This is a genomic window from Luteimonas wenzhouensis (assembly GCF_007859305.1).
In the GTDB taxonomy this organism is placed as follows: domain Bacteria; phylum Pseudomonadota; class Gammaproteobacteria; order Xanthomonadales; family Xanthomonadaceae; genus Luteimonas; species Luteimonas wenzhouensis.
The window spans coordinates 163,977-181,172 of the sequence record NZ_VOHE01000003.1; the positions used below are offsets into that span (position 1 = coordinate 163,977).

At 73.4% G+C, this 17,196-nt stretch carries 16 protein-coding genes; 5 read left to right on the top strand and 11 right to left on the bottom strand.

The window, feature by feature from the left end; translation table 11 throughout:
- Positions 1-33: 33 nt before the first annotated feature.
- Both rho and trxA read right to left on the bottom strand, forming a co-directional pair.
- Positions 34-1,794 (bottom strand): transcription termination factor Rho, encoded by a 1,761-nt coding sequence (gene rho / locus FQY79_RS07085; protein WP_146312164.1) that lies wholly within the window; start codon positions 1,792-1,794, stop codon positions 34-36.
- Positions 1,795-1,995: 201 nt separating this feature from the next.
- Entirely contained in the window at positions 1,996-2,322 is a 327-nt protein-coding gene (gene trxA / locus FQY79_RS07090; RefSeq protein ID WP_146312166.1) for a thioredoxin TrxA, read from the bottom strand.
- A gap of 366 nt (positions 2,323-2,688) precedes the next feature.
- Here trxA and rhlB point away from each other — a divergent pair, with 366 nt between their 5' ends.
- The 5 genes from rhlB to ung all read left to right on the top strand — a co-directional run bounded on the left by rhlB (position 2,689) and on the right by ung (position 7,757).
- Positions 2,689-4,443, top strand: a complete 1,755-nt coding sequence (rhlB, locus tag FQY79_RS07095; RefSeq protein ID WP_146312168.1) for an ATP-dependent RNA helicase RhlB — start codon at positions 2,689-2,691, stop codon at positions 4,441-4,443.
- Between the two features lie 105 nt (positions 4,444-4,548).
- Positions 4,549-5,238 (top strand): cell division ATP-binding protein FtsE, encoded by a 690-nt coding sequence (ftsE, locus tag FQY79_RS07100; protein WP_146312169.1) that lies wholly within the window; start codon positions 4,549-4,551, stop codon positions 5,236-5,238.
- On the top strand, positions 5,231-6,181 hold the full coding sequence (ftsX, locus tag FQY79_RS07105) for a permease-like cell division protein FtsX (RefSeq protein ID WP_146312171.1): 951 nt from the start codon (positions 5,231-5,233) through the stop codon (positions 6,179-6,181). The genes ftsE and ftsX overlap by 8 nt, the downstream gene beginning before the upstream one ends.
- Before the next feature lie 5 nt (positions 6,182-6,186).
- On the top strand, positions 6,187-7,029 hold the full coding sequence (locus FQY79_RS07110; RefSeq protein WP_146312173.1) for a response regulator: 843 nt from the start codon (positions 6,187-6,189) through the stop codon (positions 7,027-7,029).
- Positions 7,026-7,757 (top strand): uracil-DNA glycosylase, encoded by a 732-nt coding sequence (gene ung, locus FQY79_RS07115; RefSeq protein WP_146312175.1) that lies wholly within the window; start codon positions 7,026-7,028, stop codon positions 7,755-7,757. The genes FQY79_RS07110 and ung overlap by 4 nt, the downstream gene beginning before the upstream one ends.
- A gap of 172 nt (positions 7,758-7,929) precedes the next feature.
- Here ung and FQY79_RS07120 read toward each other — a convergent pair whose 3' ends face one another.
- The 9 genes from FQY79_RS07120 to cutA form a co-directional block, all read right to left on the bottom strand.
- On the bottom strand, positions 7,930-8,967 hold the full coding sequence (locus FQY79_RS07120) for a copper resistance protein B (protein WP_146312177.1): 1,038 nt from the start codon (positions 8,965-8,967) through the stop codon (positions 7,930-7,932).
- Complete coding sequence (locus FQY79_RS07125; RefSeq protein WP_051322596.1) at positions 8,964-10,757, bottom strand: copper resistance system multicopper oxidase; 1,794 nt, start codon at positions 10,755-10,757, stop codon at positions 8,964-8,966. Before FQY79_RS07125 ends, FQY79_RS07120 begins: the two co-directional genes overlap by 4 nt.
- An 88-nt stretch (positions 10,758-10,845) precedes the next feature.
- Entirely contained in the window at positions 10,846-11,214 is a 369-nt protein-coding gene (locus tag FQY79_RS15350) for a CopL family metal-binding regulatory protein (RefSeq protein WP_027071073.1), read from the bottom strand.
- A 74-nt stretch (positions 11,215-11,288) separates the two neighbouring features.
- Entirely contained in the window at positions 11,289-12,656 is a 1,368-nt protein-coding gene (gene accC, locus FQY79_RS07135; protein WP_146312181.1) for an acetyl-CoA carboxylase biotin carboxylase subunit, read from the bottom strand.
- Positions 12,657-12,666: 10 nt separating this feature from the next.
- A complete protein-coding gene (gene accB, locus FQY79_RS07140) occupies positions 12,667-13,152 on the bottom strand; it encodes an acetyl-CoA carboxylase biotin carboxyl carrier protein (RefSeq protein ID WP_146312183.1) in 486 nt (161 codons plus the stop codon).
- A 41-nt stretch (positions 13,153-13,193) separates the two neighbouring features.
- Entirely contained in the window at positions 13,194-13,643 is a 450-nt protein-coding gene (gene aroQ / locus FQY79_RS07145; protein WP_146312185.1) for a type II 3-dehydroquinate dehydratase, read from the bottom strand.
- A gap of 247 nt (positions 13,644-13,890) precedes the next feature.
- Positions 13,891-14,490, bottom strand: coding sequence for a TlpA family protein disulfide reductase (locus tag FQY79_RS07150; RefSeq protein WP_146312187.1), 600 nt, complete (start codon positions 14,488-14,490; stop codon positions 13,891-13,893).
- Positions 14,487-16,823 carry a protein-disulfide reductase DsbD family protein gene (locus FQY79_RS07155; protein ID WP_146312189.1) on the bottom strand — a complete coding sequence of 779 codons (2,337 nt, stop codon included), beginning with the start codon at positions 16,821-16,823 and terminating at the stop codon, positions 14,487-14,489. The genes FQY79_RS07150 and FQY79_RS07155 overlap by 4 nt, the downstream gene beginning before the upstream one ends.
- Positions 16,820-17,149, bottom strand: coding sequence for a divalent-cation tolerance protein CutA (gene cutA, locus FQY79_RS07160; RefSeq protein WP_027071081.1), 330 nt, complete (start codon positions 17,147-17,149; stop codon positions 16,820-16,822). The genes FQY79_RS07155 and cutA overlap by 4 nt, the downstream gene beginning before the upstream one ends.
- Positions 17,150-17,196: the final 47 nt, after the last annotated feature.

Here is a 17,196-nt window from a genome sequence, read left to right on the forward strand (position 1 = left end):
CGCGGGGCTCGTCCGTGCGCCGGGCCCGGGGCCTCAGCGCTTCATCGAGGCGAAGAACTCGTCGTTGGACTTGGTGCTCTTCATCTTGTCGAGCAGGAATTCCATCGCCGCGATCTCGTCCATCGGGTGCAGCAGCTTGCGCAGGATCCAGATCTTCTGCAGCAGCTCCGGCTCGATCAGCAGGTCCTCGCGGCGGGTGCCGGAGAGGTTGACCGCGATCGCCGGGTACACGCGCTTCTCGGCGATGCGACGGTCCAGGTGCACCTCGGAGTTGCCGGTGCCCTTGAACTCCTCGTAGATCACCTTGTCCATCGCGCTGCCGGTGTCGACAAGCGCCGTGGCGATGATGGTCAGCGAGCCGCCTTCCTCGACGTTGCGCGCGGCGCCGAAGAAGCGCTTCGGGCGGTGCAGGGCGTTGGCGTCGACGCCGCCGGTGAGCACCTTGCCCGAGGACGGCACCACGTTGTTGTAGGCGCGAGCCAGGCGGGTGATCGAGTCGAGCAGGATCACCACGTCCTTCTTGTGCTCGACCAGGCGCTTGGCGCGCTCGATCACCATCTCGGCGACCTGCACGTGGCGCGCGGCCGGCTCGTCGAAGGTCGAGGACACGACCTCGCCGCGCACGGTGCGCTGCATCTCGGTCACTTCCTCGGGGCGCTCGTCCACCAGCAGCACGATCAGGTGCACTTCCGGGTGGTTGGTGGTGATCGCGGTCGCGATCTGCTGCATGAGCATGGTCTTGCCGGCCTTGGGCGGCGAGACGATCAGCGAGCGCTGGCCCTTGCCTTGCGGCGCCATCAGGTCGAGGATGCGGCCGGCGATGTCCTCGGAGGAGCCGTCGCCGCGCTCGAGCTTGAAGCGCTTGCGCGGGAACAGCGGGGTCAGGTTCTCGAACAGCACCTTGCCCTTGCTGGCTTCCGGCGGCTCGCCGTTGATGGTGTCGACCACGTTGAGCGCGAAGTAGCGCTCGCCGTCCTTGGGCCAGCGGATGCGGCCGGACAGGTGGTCGCCGGTGCGCAGGTTGAAGCGGCGGATCTGGCTGGGCGAGATGTAGACGTCGTCCGGGCCGGCCAGGTAGCTGGCCTCGGCGCCGCGCAGGAAGCCGAAGCCGTCGGGCAGGATCTCCAGCACGCCGTCGGCCTGCACGCCCTCGCTGGTGCGGGTGAGCACCTTGAGCAGGGCGAAGATCACGTCCTGCTTGCGGGCGCGGGCCACGCCTTCGATGTTGAGCTGCTCGGCGATGTCGAGCAGCTTGTGCGCCGGCATCCGCTTCAGGTCGCCCAGCGTGTACTGCGGGAAGCCCTCGGGGATGCTCGGCGGCGGCAGGCGGTGCGCCTGCTGGTCGCCGTTGCCGTCGTCCTGGGGCAGGCCGCTGTCGCGGTGGCGGTCGCGCTGGCGGTCGCGGCGGTTGCGGAAGCGGTCGCGACGGCTGCCGCCGGGGCTGCCGTTGTTGCGGTGGCCCTCGTGCTGCTGGCGCTGCGACTGGCCGCCTTCGCCCTGGGCGTCGCCGCCGCTGGTGGCGGCCGCGGCGGCCGGCGGCTGGGCGGGCGCCGTGGGCGCGGGCTGGGCGGCGGACGCGGCTGGCTGGGCGTCGGCGGCTGGCGCTGCCGCAGGCGCGGACGCGGCCTCCGGCGGGCGCGGCGTGGCCGGGGCGGCCGCCGGCTCCGACGGCTTCGGGGTATCGGTGGCGTCGGGAATGTCGGGGGCGGACTGGGCCTTGCGGGGCGCGCGGGCGGCAGTCTTGCGCACGCGCTTGGTGGCGGTGCCGCCGTCGTCGGGGGTGTTGTCGGACAAGTGCGAGATCCTCGCTAGCTGCGAGCGCCCTGGAACGGGCGGGAAGGAAAGAAACGGGAAGCGTTGCAGACGGGGTGCGGCGCGATGGTCCACGCCGGATGCGCCAAACCTAACACCGGGCGCGGGCCACGGCAAGCGGCCCCGCGGCGCCGTTCAGGGGCCGCGGAGGGTCCGCTCGGCCCCGCCGGACGGCCTGCCCGCCTACAGGGCCTTTTCGATCACCTGCGCCAGCTGGGACTTGCCCACGGCGCCGATCTGGGTGGCCTGGACCTGGCCGTCCTTGAACAGCAGCAGCATCGGGATCGAGCGCACGTGGTAGCGCATCGCGGTGGCGCGGTTCTCGTCGACGTTGACCTTGGCGATCTTCACCCGCCCGGCGTACTCGTCGGCCAGCTCGTCCAGGGCAGGCGCGATCATCTTGCACGGCCCGCACCACGGCGCCCAGAAGTCGACCAGCACCGGCTCGGCGGACTGCAGCACGGTGGCATCGAAATCGGCGTCGGTGGCGTGGATGACGTGTTCGCTCACGGAAGGGCTCCTGGAAGGGATGGGGGCGGCCGGTCGGGCGGCCGCGGGATGGATGGTAAACTTGGGCGATTCGCGGCCCAACTCAAGGGCCACCCGTCCGGGAGCCCCGGGGCGCCCCACGCGTCCCTGGCTGGTCCGCGAGCCCCCGGGAGCGCGCCTTCGCGGCGCCGTCCCGATTCCAAGGCAGTCTGCGATGCGGGCGCCGCCCACGCAAGCTCCAGAGCGCGTCATGCAGCCCGAAGCACTTCCCAGCCCGTTTGGGTCGCCGCGAAGCGGCGCCAGGTCCCGCAGCGCGGCGACCCAAGCGGACCGGGAGCTGCTTCCAGGCACGTGGCGGCAGCGGGAGCCGCACCCAAGATCCCATCCATGAGCGACAAGCCACTTACCGACGTCACCTTCTCCAGCTTCGAACTGCACCCGGCCCTGCTGGCCGGCCTGGAGGCGGCAGGATTCACCCGCTGCACCCCCATCCAGGCGCTGACCCTGCCGATCACCCTGGCCGGGCGCGACGTCGCCGGCCAGGCCCAGACCGGCACCGGCAAGACCCTGGCCTTCCTCGTCACCGTCATCAACCGCCTGCTGACCAGGCCGGCGCTGGCCGAGCGCAAGCCGGAGGATCCGCGCGCGCTGATCCTGGCCCCGACCCGCGAACTGGCGATCCAGATCCACAAGGACGCGGTGAAGTTCGCCTCCGACCTGGGCCTGAAGTTCGCCCTCGTCTACGGCGGCGTGGACTACGACAAGCAGCGCGCCCAGCTGCAGGCCGGCGCCGACGTCATCATCGCCACCCCCGGCCGCCTGATCGACTACGTCAAGCAGCACAAGGTGGTGAGCCTGCACGCGTGCGAGGTGTGCGTGCTCGACGAGGCCGACCGCATGTTCGACCTCGGCTTCATCAAGGACATCCGCTTCCTGCTGCGGCGCATGCCGATCCGCACCGAGCGCCAGACCCTGCTGTTCAGCGCCACCCTGAGCCACCGTGTGCTCGAGCTGGCCTACGAGCACATGAACGAGCCTGAGAAGGTGGTGGTGGAGGCCGAGACGGTCACCGCCGCGCGCGTGCGCCAGAAGCTGTACTACCCGGCCGACGAGGAGAAGCTGCCGCTGCTGCTGGGCCTGCTCTCGCGCAGCGAGGGCGCCCGCACCATGGTGTTCGTCAACACCAAGGTATACGTGGAGCGGGTGGCGCGCGCACTGGAGAAGGCCGGCTACCGGGTCGGCGTGCTCTCGGGCGACGTGCCGCAGAAGAAGCGCGAGTCGCTGCTGCGCAAGTTCCAGGCCGGGCAGCTCGAGATCCTGGTCGCCACCGACGTGGCCGCGCGCGGCCTGCACATCGAGGGCGTCAGCCACGTCTACAACTACGACCTGCCGTTCGACGCCGAGGACTACGTGCACCGCATCGGGCGCACCGCGCGCCTGGGCGCCGAGGGCGACGCGATCAGCTTCGCCTGCGAGCGCTACGCGATCGGCCTGCCCGACATCGAGGCCTACATCGGCCAGAAGATCCCGTCCGAGCCGGTCACGCCGGACCTGCTGGTGCCGGTCCCGCGCCAGCCGCGCGCGGCGGTGCCCGCCGGCGACGACGACGGCGACAGCATCGGCGAGATCTACCGCGAGGTGCGCGAGGCGCGCGCGGCCGAGGACGCCAAGCGTGGCGGTGGCCGCGGCCCGCGCGGCGCCGGCAGCCGCGGCCAGCGCCCGGACGGCGACGGCGAGCGGCCGCGCAAGCGGCGCACGCGCAAGCCCAGGCCCGATGCCGTACCCGCGGCGGCGGCCGCCGCCGATGCGCCGCCATCCAGCGACGCCGCCACGCCCGCGGCGCCGGCGCCCGTGATCGACGCCGCCGGCGCGGTGGCCGCGGCGATGCCCGACGAGTCGCGCCCGCCGCGCAAGCGCCGCCGCCGTCGCCGCGGAAAGCGCATCGACGGGGCCGAGGCCGCGGCCCATGGCAGTGGCCAGACGCGCGACGGCAAGCCCGCGCCGGAACGCGAGCGCGCGCGCCAGAAGCCGGCGCCGCAGCGGCCGGCCGAGGCGCCGGCCGGCCGCGCGCCTTCGCTGCTCTCGCGCATCGGCGCACGCCTGCGCAAGCTGGTGACGCGCGCGCCGCAGGGCCAGCACTAGCGGGGAACGCGTGCCGGCGCGGGCATCGCCGGCACCGCCGTCCGCCGCGGAAACCCGGCACCGCGCCCCGGTCCGGCGAAGGCCAGTTCTGCGATACTCCCGGCCATGGCCGTCCTGCGCTTCGACCACGTCAGCAAGCAGTACCCGGGTGGGCGAGCGGCGCTGTCCGAAGTCAGCTTCGAGGTAGCGGCCGGCGAGATGCTGTTCCTTACCGGGCATTCGGGCGCCGGCAAGAGCACCCTGCTCAAGCTGATCCACCTGGCCGAGCGCCCGAGTCGCGGCACGGTGCTGTTCAACGACCGCAACCTGCTCAAGGTGCGCGGCCGGCGCGTGGCCCTGCACCGGCGCGAGGTCGGCGTGGTGTTCCAGGACCACTGCCTGCTCACCGACCGCAGCGTGTTCGACAACGTCGCCCTGCCGCTGGTGCTGCGCGGCCTGCGCCGCGGCGAGATCGGCCGGCGGGTGCGGGGCGTGCTCGAGCGCCTGGGCCTGGGCGACCGCGAGCGCGCGCTGCCGGCGCAGCTCTCGGCCGGCGAGCAGCAGCGCGTGGGCATTGCCCGCGCGCTGGTGGGCGAGCCGCGCCTGCTGGTGGCCGACGAGCCGACCGGCAACCTCGACCCGACCCTGGCCGCGGAGATCATGTCGCTGTTCGCATCGCTCCCCGAGCGCGGCACCAGCGTGCTGGTGGCCAGCCACGACCTGGGGCTGGTCCGGCGCATGCGCAAGCGGGTGCTGGTGCTCGACCAGGGCCGCCTGGTCGACGATATCGCGCCGGAGGAACTGGCCGATGGCTGACCCGCGCGCCGCCGCGCCGCTGCGCCCGCCGTCGCCGGTGCGCACCTGGTTCGACCACCACGGCTACAGCCTGGTGGCCAGCCTGGGGCGCGTGTTCGAACGGCCGTGGGCGGCGCTGCTGACGATGGCGGTGATGGCGCTGTCGCTGGCGTTGCCGCTCGGATTGGCGCTGGTGCTCGGCAACCTCGAGCGCCTGGCCGGCAACGTCGAGCGTTCGCGCGAGATCACCGTGTTCCTGCGGCAGGACGTCGAGGATGCCCGCGCCGTGGCGCTGGCCGGCGAGCTGGAGGCCAACGCGGCCGTGGCCGCGGTGCGCCACGTGACGCCGGCGCAGGGGCTGGAGTCGCTGCGCGTGGATCCGTCGCTGGCCGGCGTGATCGACGCGGTCGGCGACGACAACCCGCTGCCGCACGCGCTGGTGGTGGCGCCCGCGGGGGACGAACTGGCCCTGGCCGGCTGGCTGCGCGAGCTGCCCGAGGCCGACCTGGTGCAGCACGACGCGCAATGGCGCCAGCGCTTGGACACCTGGCTGCGGTTCGGCACCCGCGTGGCCTGGGTGCTGGCAGCGCTGTTCGGCCTCGGCGTGCTGCTGGTGGTCGGCAACACGGTGCGCCTGGACATCCAGTCGCGGCGCGGCGAGATCGGCGTGCTGCAGCTGCTCGGCGCCACCGACGGCTTCATCCGCCGGCCCTTCCTCTACCTGGGGGCGTGGTACGGTCTGGGCGCCGGCGGGCTCGCGGCGGCGCTGCTGGCGGTGGCCGGCGCGGCGCTGGCCGGCCCGCTCGCGGAATTGGCCGCCAGCTACGGCAGCCGCTTCGCGCTCACCGGCATCGACCTGCAGTGGACGCTCTCGGTCCTGGCCGGGGCGACCGCGCTGGGCTGGCTTGGCGCCGGCCTGGTGACCGGGCACTTCCTGCGCCAGACGCGCCCATCCGGGACCTGACCAGCATGATCTCGCACGACCTGCGCCATCTGGACACCGACAACCCCTGCGTGCTGGTGGTCGACGGCTCCAAGCTGGTGCGCAAGCTGATCCACGCGGTGCTGCAGAAGGAGCTGCCCGGCGTGCGCGTGGCCGAGGCCGGCAGCGTGGCCGAGGCCAACGCGGCGCTCGCCGCCGGTCCGGTGGACCTGGTGACCACCGCGCTGGTGCTGCCCGACGGCGACGGCCTGCAGGTGGCGCGCGCGGTGCGCGAGGCCGGCGGCCAGCGCTACGTGCCGGTGATCGTGATCTCCGGCGACGTGCAGTCGCACCTGGAGGACCGCCGCTTCACCGAGGACGTCACCGACTACTTCGACAAGGGCCTGGGCCACAACGCGCTGGCCGCGTTCATCCGCGGCTACGTGCAGCCCGAGCCGATCCCCGACGCGCACGTGCTCTACATCGAGGACAGCCGCACGGTGGCGGTGGCGATCCGGCGCATGCTCGAGTCGCACCAGATGCGCGTCACCCACGTCACCAACGCCGAGGACGCGATCGCCTACCTCGAGGCCTACGTGGGCACCGAGGCCGCGCCGGGCGCGGACCTGGTGCTGACCGACCTCTACCTCAAGGGCGAGCTCGACGGCCGCGACGTGCTCGACCGGATCCGCAACGCCATGGGCTACGGCAAGCGCCGGCTGCCGGTGCTGGTGATGACCGGCGACGACAACCGCGACAACCAGGCCGCGCTGCTGCGCGAGGGCGCCAACGACCTGGTGCTCAAGCCGATCGAGGAACGCCTGCTCGCGACCAAGGCCCTGTTCCAGCTGCGCCTGTCGCGGCTGCCGGTCCATCCGCTGCAGGTATGAGCGACGCGCTGCGGCTCGAACCCTCGTGGAAGGCGCGCGTGGGCGGGTGGTTCGCGCGCGAGGACATGCGCGCGCTGTCGGCGTTCCTGCGCGAGCGCAAGGCCGCGGGCGTGCGGGTCTATCCGCCCGGCCGGCAGATCTTCGCGGCGTTCGACGCCACCCCGTTCGATGCGGTCAAGGTGGTGGTCCTGGGCCAGGATCCCTACCACGGACCCGGCCAGGCGCACGGCCTGTGCTTTTCGGTGGCGCCGGGCGTGCCGGTGCCGCCGTCGCTGCAGAACATGTACAAGGAGCTCGAGCGCGACCTCGGCATCGCGCCGCCCGACCACGGCTGGCTGCTGCCGTGGGCGCGCCGCGGCGTGCTGCTGCTCAACGCGGTGCTCACCGTCGAGGACGGCCGTCCCGGCGCGCACCAGGGCCGCGGCTGGGAAGGCTTCACCGACCACGTGGTGGAGGTGCTCAATCGCGAGCGCGAGGGCCTGGTGTTCATGCTCTGGGGCAGCTACGCGCAGAAGAAGGGCGCGATCGTGGACACGCGCCGGCACTGCGTGCTGCGCACCACCCATCCCTCGCCGCTGTCGGCGCACCGCGGGTTCCTGGGCTGCGGGCACTTCTCCAAGGCCAACCGTTACCTCGCCTCGCGTGGGCTGGCGCCAATCGACTGGTCGCTGCCGCGCAGGGCGGAACTCGACGCGTGGGACGCGGAGGCGGGCGCGGGTCACGGCTGAAGCCGCTCCTACAGCGGGACCGCTTGTAGGAGCGGCTTCAGCCGCGACCCCGATGACGACCGGTGGCACGAACGGGACGCCCGGACCCGTTCGCGCGCCCTCGCCCCGGCATCGGATCGGCGGCCGCCTTCCGTTCGGGCCGAACCGGAAACCCCGGAGGACACTCCTTGCCTCAGAACCAGATCCGCACCCCCGCCACGACGCGCGTCTCCCGCGCATGTCCGCCTACGGTCTCGCGTGCCCGCGCCGTGGCCCCGAACGCGCGCTCGTGCACCACGCCGACATAGGGCGCGAAGCGGCGGGTCACCTCGTAGCGCAGGCGCAGGCCCGCCTCGGCCGTCGACAGGCCGCGGCCGGTGCCGCGGGCCGGGTCGTTACGCGCGTCGAGTTCCAGTTCCAGCGAAGGCTGCAGCACCAGGCGGTTGGTGAAGCGCAGGTCGTACTCGGCTTCCAGCTCCGCGGACAGGCCGCCCGCGCCCAGGTAGGCGGTGGCCGAGACCTCGAACATGTACGGGGCGAGGCCCCGCACGCCGAGCGCGGCGCGCGTGCGCGGCTCGCCGGGACGGATGTCGTGGCGCATGCCGGCGAACACGTCCCACCAGCGCGCGACGGCGCGCGAGGCCTGCAGCTCGACGTGCGATGCGGTGGTGCGTCCGCCGGCGCGTTCGCCGCCGCCGCGCAGCCACAGGCGGTGGATGTCGCCACCGGTCGAAGCACTGGCGTCCCACGCGGCGCCGTGCTGGCCGTCGTCCTCCCAGCCCTCCAGGCGGTGCAGGGTCACCCGCGTGTAGCGCGCGGGCGCATGCACCATGCCCGCGTGCGCGAGCACGGGGAAGGCGGCCGCGCGGTCGACGTCGGTGACCGGCGGGACCGGCTCGCGCGGCATCGCCGCCGCGGGCGCGCAGTGGCCCATCGCGGCGTGCTCCGGCGTGCAGCCGGCCGGTGCGGGTGCGGGCGTGCAATGCCCCATCGCCGCGTGCCCGGGGCTGCAGGGCGCCGGGGGCGTCGGCGTCGCGGGCGGCGTGCAGTGGCCCATCGCGGCGTGCTCAGGCGAACACGTGGTGGCCGTGCGTGGGTCCGCGGCGGGCGGCGGCGTCGCGTCGTGCGGCGGGTGCTGCGGCGGCGCGGCATGGACGGAATGCCGGGCGGTGGCCTGCCCGGCGACGCCCAGCAGCAGCGTGACGGCGATGGCATGGGCGAAGCGCTTCATGCGCGTTCCTCCACGCGCACCTCGCGCATCATGCCCGCCTCCATGTGGTAGAGCAGGTGGCAGTGGTAGGCCCAGCGGCCGAGCGCGTCGGCGCGCACGCGGTAGCTGCGGCGCGTGCCCGGCGGCATGTCCACGGTGTGCTTGCGCACCATGAAGGCGCCGTTCGCGTCCTCCAGGTCGCTCCACAGGCCGTGCAGGTGGATCGGGTGCTGCATCATCGTGTCGTTGACCAGCACGATTCGCATGCGCTCGCCGTAGTTGAGCCGCAGCGGCTCGGCGCTGGCGAAGGGAATGCCGTCGAACGACCAGGCGAACTTCTCCATGTGCCCGGTCAGGTGCAGCTCCACCGTGCGGCCGGGCTCGCGGCCGTCGGGGTCGTCGAACAGGCTGCGCAGGTCGGCGTAGGCGAGCACGCGGCGACCGTTGCCGCGCAGGCCGATGCCCGGGTCGTCCAGGCGCGGCGCGGGGGCCATGGTCTGCATGTCGACCAGCGGATTGCCGGCTTCGCTGGCCGGGTGCGATTGCATGCCGTGGCCGGCGTGCGCGCCGTGCCCCGCGCCATGCGACATGGCCGCGCCGCAGGCGCCTTCGGCCATGTGTGCGCCGCATGCGCCCTCGGCCGGCGCACCGTGGCCGCCGTGTCCCATGTCCTGCATCGTCAGCAGCGGGCGCGGATCGACCGCGGGCACCGGCGCCTCCAGCCCTGCGCGCACGGCGAGCGTGCCGCGCGCGTGGCCGGTGCGCCCCAGGTCCTGGGCGAAGATGGTGTAGGCGTCCTGGCCGGACGGCTCGACGATCACGTCGTAGGTCTCGGCGGTGGCGATGCGCAGTTCGTCGACGCTGACCGGGTGCACGTACTGGCCGTCGGCGGCCACCACGGTCATCTTCAGCCCCGGGATGCGCAGGTCGAAGTGGGTCATCGCCGAGGCGTTGATCAGGCGCAGCAGCACCTTCTCGCCCGGGCGGAACTGGCCGGTCCAGTTGCCTGCCGGCGACCGGCCGTTCACCAGGTAGGTGTAGGTGTGGCCGTTGACGTCGGACAGGTCGCTCGGCGTCATCCGCATCCGGCCCCAGGCCGCGCGGTCGGCGAGCGTGGCGCGCAGTCCGTGCTCGCGCGCGTCGCGCAGGAAGTCGCCGACGGTGGGCTTGTACCAGTTGTCGTGGTGCGGCGCCTTCTTCAGGCGCCGGAACAGCGCGGCCGGGTCGAGGTCGGTCCAGTCCGAGAGCAGCACCACGTGCTCGCGGTCCCAGTGGTAGGGCGGCGGTTCGCGCGGGTCGACGACGATCGCGCCGTACAGGCCCGCCTGCTCCTGGAACAGCGAATGGCTGTGGTACCAGTAGGTGCCGGCCTGGCGCAGGGTGAAGCGGTACAGGTACGACTCGCCCGGCAGGATGCCGTCGAAGCTCATGCCCGGCACGCCGTCCATGTTGGCCGGCAACAGGATGCCGTGCCAGTGGATCGAGGTCGGCACGTCGCGCAGGCGGTTGCGTACGCGCAGGGTCACCGTGTCGCCCTCGCGCCAGCGCAGCACCGGTGCGGGCAGGCGGCCGTTGACGGTGATCGCCGGGCGCGGCCGTCCGGTGATGTCGACGATCGAGGCGCCGATGTCGAGCTGGAATTCGCGCCCGGACAGGACGCCGGGCGATGCGGCTTCACCGGCGTCGCGCGCGTGTGCAGGCAGGCGCGCGGTGCCCGCGGCGAGGGCGGCGGTGCCCAGGCACAGGCCCTGGACGAAGCGGCGGCGGCCGGACGACGGCGGCGCCGACGGCAATTGCAGCGGGTGGTGCATGGCGGACTCCGCGGCGCGCGTGCGCGCCGGCTGGCAGGGAGGTCGGCGCGCGGATGCCGCGCGCGATCAGGTGGCCCGCAGGCGCCGCTCAGCCGATGGGAGGACGCAGGGGCGGCCCAGCGTGCACCGGACCACGCTGCGACTGGCCGGTCGCCGCGGGGAGCGGGGCCTGCACGGTCGCGGGCAATGCAGGCGGAGCCGGGAGCATGGCCACGCCGTGCTGCAGGCACAGCTCCAGACAGCGCTCGAGGCAGTCCCCGTCCGGTGCGGCCGGCGCCTCGCGCTCCAGCATGGCCGCGTCGTGGCAGCCGTGCCCGGCCTGCGCCTCCACGGACGCCGGCCGCGGCGCGTCGACCGCCACGCGCGCCAGCGCCAGGTGCGTGCCGGCGACCGCCGGGCCGAGCGTGTCGACCAGCAGGCACAGGCACAGCAGCAGGCGCAGGAAGGAGGCGGTCACCGGCGGCGGGGGGGCAGGGCGTACGGCGAGGATAGCGCGACGCGCCGCGACCGTCCCGGCCGCGGCGGCCCGGTTCAGCCGATGCCCAGCGGCCGTTCCTTGCGTTCGGCCAGCCGCTTCTCGAGGTAGTGGATGTTCTGGCCGCCGGCCTGGAAGCCGCCGTCGGCCATGATCCGCTGGTGCAGCGGGATGTTGGTGCGGATGCCGTCGATCACCATCTCCGACAGCGCCACCCGCATGCGCGCGATCGCCTGCTCGCGGTCGGCGCCGTGCACGATCAGCTTGCCGATCATCGAGTCGTAGTTCGGCGGCACCGTGTAGCCCTCGTAGATGTGCGAGTCCACGCGCACGCCCGGGCCGCCCGGGGCGTGGAAGTGCTGGATCAGGCCCGGCGAGGGCAGGAAGGTCTCCGGGTCCTCGGCGTTGATGCGGCACTCGATCGCGTGCCCGCGCAGGACCACGTCCTCCTGCCGGATCGACAGCTTCTGCCCGGACGCGATCCGGAGCTGCTCGCGGATCAGGTCGATGCCGGTGACCATCTCGGTGACCGGGTGCTCGACCTGGATGCGGGTGTTCATCTCGATGAAGTAGAAGCGCCCGTTCTCGTACAGGAACTCGAACGTGCCCGCACCGCGGTAGCCGATGCGCAGGCAGGCCTCGACGCACACCCGGCCGATCTCCTCGCGCTGCTCGGGCGTGATGCCCGGCGCCGGCGCTTCCTCCACCACCTTCTGGTGGCGGCGCTGCATCGAGCAGTCGCGCTCGCCCAGGTGGATGGCGTTGCCCTGGCCGTCGGCGAGCACCTGGATCTCCACGTGGCGCGGGTTCTCCAGGAACTTCTCCATGTAGACCATGTCGTTTCCGAACGCGGCCTTGGCTTCCTGCTTGGTGGTGGCGATCGCGTTCGCCAGCGCCGCCTCGGTGTGGACCACGCGCATGCCGCGCCCGCCGCCGCCGCCGGCGGCCTTGACGATCACCGGGTAGCCGATGTCGTTGGCCAGCCGGTTGTTGGTGGCCACGTCGTCGCCCAGCGGCCCGTCGCTGCCGGGCACGCAGGGCACGCCGGCCTCCTTCATCGCCCGGATCGCCTCGACCTTGTCGCCCATCAGGCGGATGGTCTCGGCCTTGGGCCCGATGAACACGAAGCCCGACTGCTCCACGCGCTCGGCGAAGTCGGCGTTCTCGCTGAGGAAGCCGTAGCCGGGGTGGATGGCCTGGGCGTCGGTGACCTCGGCCGCGGCGATGATCGCCGGCATGTCGAGGTAGCTGCGGTTGGACGGCGCCGGGCCGATGCACACCGACTCGTCGGCCATGGCCACGTGCTTGAGGTTGCGGTCGACGGTGGAGTGGACCGCGACCGTGCGGATGCCCAGCGCGTGGCAGGCGCGCAGGATGCGCAGCGCGATTTCGCCGCGGTTGGCGATGACGACCTTGTCGAGCATCGGGGCCGCCTCAGCCGATCACGAACAGCGGCTGGTCGAACTCCACCGGCTGGCCGTTCTCCACCGCGATGGCCAGGATGGTGCCGGCGGCGTCGGCTTCGATCGGGTTGAACATCTTCATCGCCTCGATGATGCCCAGGGTGTCGCCGACCTTGACCGTCTGCCCGACGGTGACGAACGCCGGCTTGTCCGGCGCCGGCGAGGCGTAGAAGGTGCCGACCATCGGCGAGGTGACCACGTGGCCCTCGGGCAGGCCGGGCGCCGCGGGTTCGGGCGCGGCCTGGCGGCCGCCGGTGGGGCCGTCGACCGGCGAGAGCATCGGCATCACCGGCTCGCGCGGCGCGGCCGCGGCGGCGGGCGCCGGCGCGTAGGCCGCCGGGGCGGCGCTGCTGCCGCGCGACAGGCGGACGGACTCCTCGCCTTCTCGGATCTCGATCTCGGCCAGGTTCGACTCCTCGAGCAACTCGATGAGCTTCTTGAGCTTGCGCAGGTCCATGGACGGCCTCTGGTGGGACTACCGGTAAAGGGAAATTCGGGTCAGGCGCCGGCGGGCGCCAGGCGGCGCAGGGCGGCGTCGAGCGCGTAGGCGTAGCTGTCCGCGCCGAAGCCGCACACCACCCCCACCGCCTTGTCGCTGAAGTAGCTGTGCTGGCGGAAGGGCTCGCGGGCGTGGGGGTTGGACAGGTGGATTTCGATGTACGGGATCGCGACCGCGGCCAGCGCGTCGCGGATCGCCACGCTGGTATGGGTGAACGCGGCGGGGTTGATCAGGATGAACGCGGTACCATCGTCGCGCGCGGCCTGGATCCGCTCGACCAGCACGTGCTCGGCGTTGGACTGCAGGCACTCGAGTTCGTGGCCGGCGGCGGCGGCCTGCTCGTGCAGGGTGGCGTCGATGTCGGCCAGCGTGGTGCGCCCGTAGACCTCCGGCTCGCGGGTGCCGAGCAGGTTGAGGTTGGGGCCGTGCAGGAGCAGCAGTCGGGCCATTGCGGGGTCGCGGCGAAACAGGCGCGCAGTCTGGCGCAAGCGCCGGATCGTGTCCAGTTCGGCGAAGTTTGCCGGATTTAAGCGGTTGTTTGAGTTTTCGCCCCGTCAAGGGCCCGATCCCCCGCAGGCCCTGCCCCCGCACGAGCGGCTCCGGCTGCGACCGCCCCTCCCCACGCGCGGCACACCCTGTCGGTGCGGCTTCAGCCGCGACCCGTCCTGCCCCCGGCGCACGTCCTGGCCGATGGCGTCAAGGCCGTGCCCAGCGGTCGAGTTCACCGGGGTCGAACGGCCCGATCTTCTGCTTGAGCAGGCGTCCGTCGGCCGAGACCAGGATCGAATAGGGCAGCACGCCTCGGGGATTGCCCAGCCGCACCCCGGCGTCGGCGGGGCCGGGGGCGTCGATCGCCAGCCGGTAGCGCACCGGCACGCGCTCGAGGAAGGCGCGCACGGCCTCGGGTTCGTCCAGGGCCAGGCCGAGCACCTGCACGCCGTCGTCGCCCTGTTCGCGGGCGAAACGGTCGAGCTCGGGCATCTCCTCGATGCAGGGCGGGCACCAGCTGGCCCAGACGTTGACCAGCAGCGGCCGGCCGGCGAAGTCGTCCGGCAGTTGCAGGGCGTGCCCGTCGAGGGTGTTCAGGCGCACGGCGGGCAGCGGCTCGCCGCGCCGGGCCACCGTGCCGCCGTCGGGCAGCGGCGGGGCGCTGGCGGTGAGCGCGTCGTTGAGCAGGCGCTGGCCGGCGTCGGTGCCCCAGATCGGGCCGCCGCCGGTGACCATCAGCCCGGCCAGGAGGCCCAGCCCGCCGGCCGCGAGCGCGACCAGGACCACCTTTGCCGGCGTGAGCTTCATCGCGACGCGCGCTCCAGCGCCGAGGCCACGATGTCGTCGGTGAGCAGCACCGGCAGCACCTCGCCCTCACCGCCGCCGCGCGGGTACACCACGTACAGCGGCACGCCGACCGCGCGGTGCGCGTCGAGGAACGCGGCGATGCGCGGATCGGTGTTGGTGTAGTCGCCGACCAGGTAGCTCGCCCCGGCCTGCGCCAGCGCCGCGCGGAACGCCGGCTGCGACAGCACCCGGCGCTCGTTGGCCTTGCAGGTCACGCACCAGTCGGCGGTCATGTTCACGAACACCACGCGGCCTTCCTCGCGCAGCTGCTGCAGACGCTCCGGGCTCCACGGCTCGGACAGCTGCCCGGTCGTCGCCTGCTGCGGCGGCGGCAGCGAGCCGACCTTCCACACCGGCGCCAGCGCGAGCACCGCCAGCGCCAGCGCCAGCGCACTGCCCAGGCGCCCGCCGCGCCAGCGCCGCCGCTCGAACCACCACAGCGCCAGCGCGAACACCACCAGGCCGACAGCGACCAGCGCCATCGCGTCGACGCCGCGCTGCCGGCCGAGCACCCACAGCAGCCAGATCGCGGTGAGGTACATCGGGAACGCCAGCACCTGCTTGAGCGTCTCCATCCAGGCGCCGGGCTTCGGCAGCCGGTCCGCCAGCGCCGGCACCAGCCCCACCAGCAGGAACGGCAACGCCAGGCCCAGGCCCAGCACCAGGAACACCAGCAGCGCCAGCCACGGCGGCGCGGTGAACGCGAATGCCAGCGCGCCGCCCATGAACGGCGCGATGCAGGGGCTGGCGACCACGCAGGCCAGCACCCCGGTGAAGAAATCGCCGGCCGGGCCGCTGCGGCTGGCCAGCGCATGGCCGAGGTTGCCAAGCCCGCCGCCCATGGTGAACACGCCCGACAGCGCCAGGCCGACCGCGAACATCAGGTACACCAGCGCCGCCACGAACCACGGCTGCTGCAGCTGGAAGCCCCAGCCCAGGGCCTGGCCGCCGGCGCGCAGCGCCAGGACCAGCGCGCCGATCGCCGCGAACGACGCCAGCACGCCGGCGGTGTACCAGAGCGCGTGGCTGCGTGCACGCTGGCGGCCCTCGCCGCTCTGCGCCACGCCAAGCACCTTCAGCGACAGGATCGGCAGCACGCACGGCATCAGGTTCAGCACCAGGCCGCCGAGCAGGGCCAGGACCAGCGCCCCGATCGCACCGCCCGCCGGCAGGCCCGCCCCGGACGGGGGACGGGTGCGCGCGGCGTTGTCACCCGAGGCGTCGCGGGACGCGATGGCGCCGTCGCCGGCGCCGCCGGCATCGGCGGGCGCGGATGCCGGCGCGCCGCCCGCCGCTTCCCCGGCAGGCGGAACCCCGCCGGGTCCGGGGCCGGCGTCCGCGGCCGTTGCGGCCGCCGGAGCAGGCGGGGCCCCCGCCGCCGGCAGGGCCACCTCGACGCTGCGGGTCATCGGCGGATAGCAGATGCCCTCGTCCTGGCAGCCCTGGAAGGTGGCGACCAGGCGGATCGTCGCCGCCGCCGGCGTGCGTCGCTTCAGCGGCAGCGGCACATCGACCTGGTCGAAGTACACCACCACCTCGCCGAAGTGCTCGTCGCGGTGCGCGGTGCCCGCGGGCCAGCGCGGCTCGCCCGCGGCGATGCCATCGGCGCCCTCGACCCGGAAGCTGCTGCGGTCGCGGTAGAGGTAGTAGCCGCGCGCCGGGGTGAAACGCAGCAGCAGGCGCTCGCCGCCGTCGGCGATGGCCTCGAAGCCGAACGCCTGCTCGGGCGGCAGCGGCAGCGCCTGTGCGCGGCCCGCGGCGTCGGTGCCCGGCAGCACGGGCGCGGCGCCGGCGCCGCCGGCCAGCGACCGGCCGAGCGAGGCGAAACCCGGATCGGCGTCGCCGGACGCGGGCAGCGCCACGTCGAGCCGGCGCGTCTGCGGCGGATAGCAGACGCCGGCGTCGGCGCAGCCCTGGTACTTCACCTCCAGCACGAGCGTGCCGGCGTCGCCCGCGGCGGTGCCGGGCAGCACCGCGGCCAGGCGCCCGCGATAGGTCTCGACCTCGCCGAAGAACTCGTCCACGTGGCGCTTGCCGGCAGGCAGCTGCAGCGGGCCCGCCTCGAAGCCGCCTTCCACCACCCGCACCGAAGTCCGGTGGCGGTAGAGGTAGTAGTCGTCCGCGATCGTCCAGTCGATCTCGATCCGGTCGCGCGCCGGCGCGCGCGCCTGCAGCACGAACGCCTCGTCCACGGGCAGCAGCTGGGTTTCATCGACGGCCCCGGCCGCCGGCAGCGCCACCGCCAGCAGCAGCGCGCAGAGCCGGCCCCGGCGCCTGGCCCGGTGGGGGATCATGCGGAGTCTCCGGTGCGGGTTTCCTCGGCGATCCAGGCCAGGTAGGCCGGTAGGCCGCCGGCGATATCGACCGCCACGACTTCCGGAAGTTCATACGGGTGCAGCGCGCGGATCCGCTCCGTCAGCGCGTCCAGGCGCGCGCGCGTGGTCTTGACCACCAGCAGCACTTCCTGGTCTTCGTGCACCTCGCCCTGCCAGCGGTACACCGAGCGGACGCCGGGCAGCAGGTTCACGCACGCGGCCAGCCGTTCCCCGACCAGCGCGCCGGCGAGGCGGCGCGCGGTGTCGGCGTCGGGGCAGGTGCACAGGCAGGCGATGGCGCTCACGTGATCCGGGGGGCGGGGCGGGCCCAATAGGGTATCCGACCGCGCCG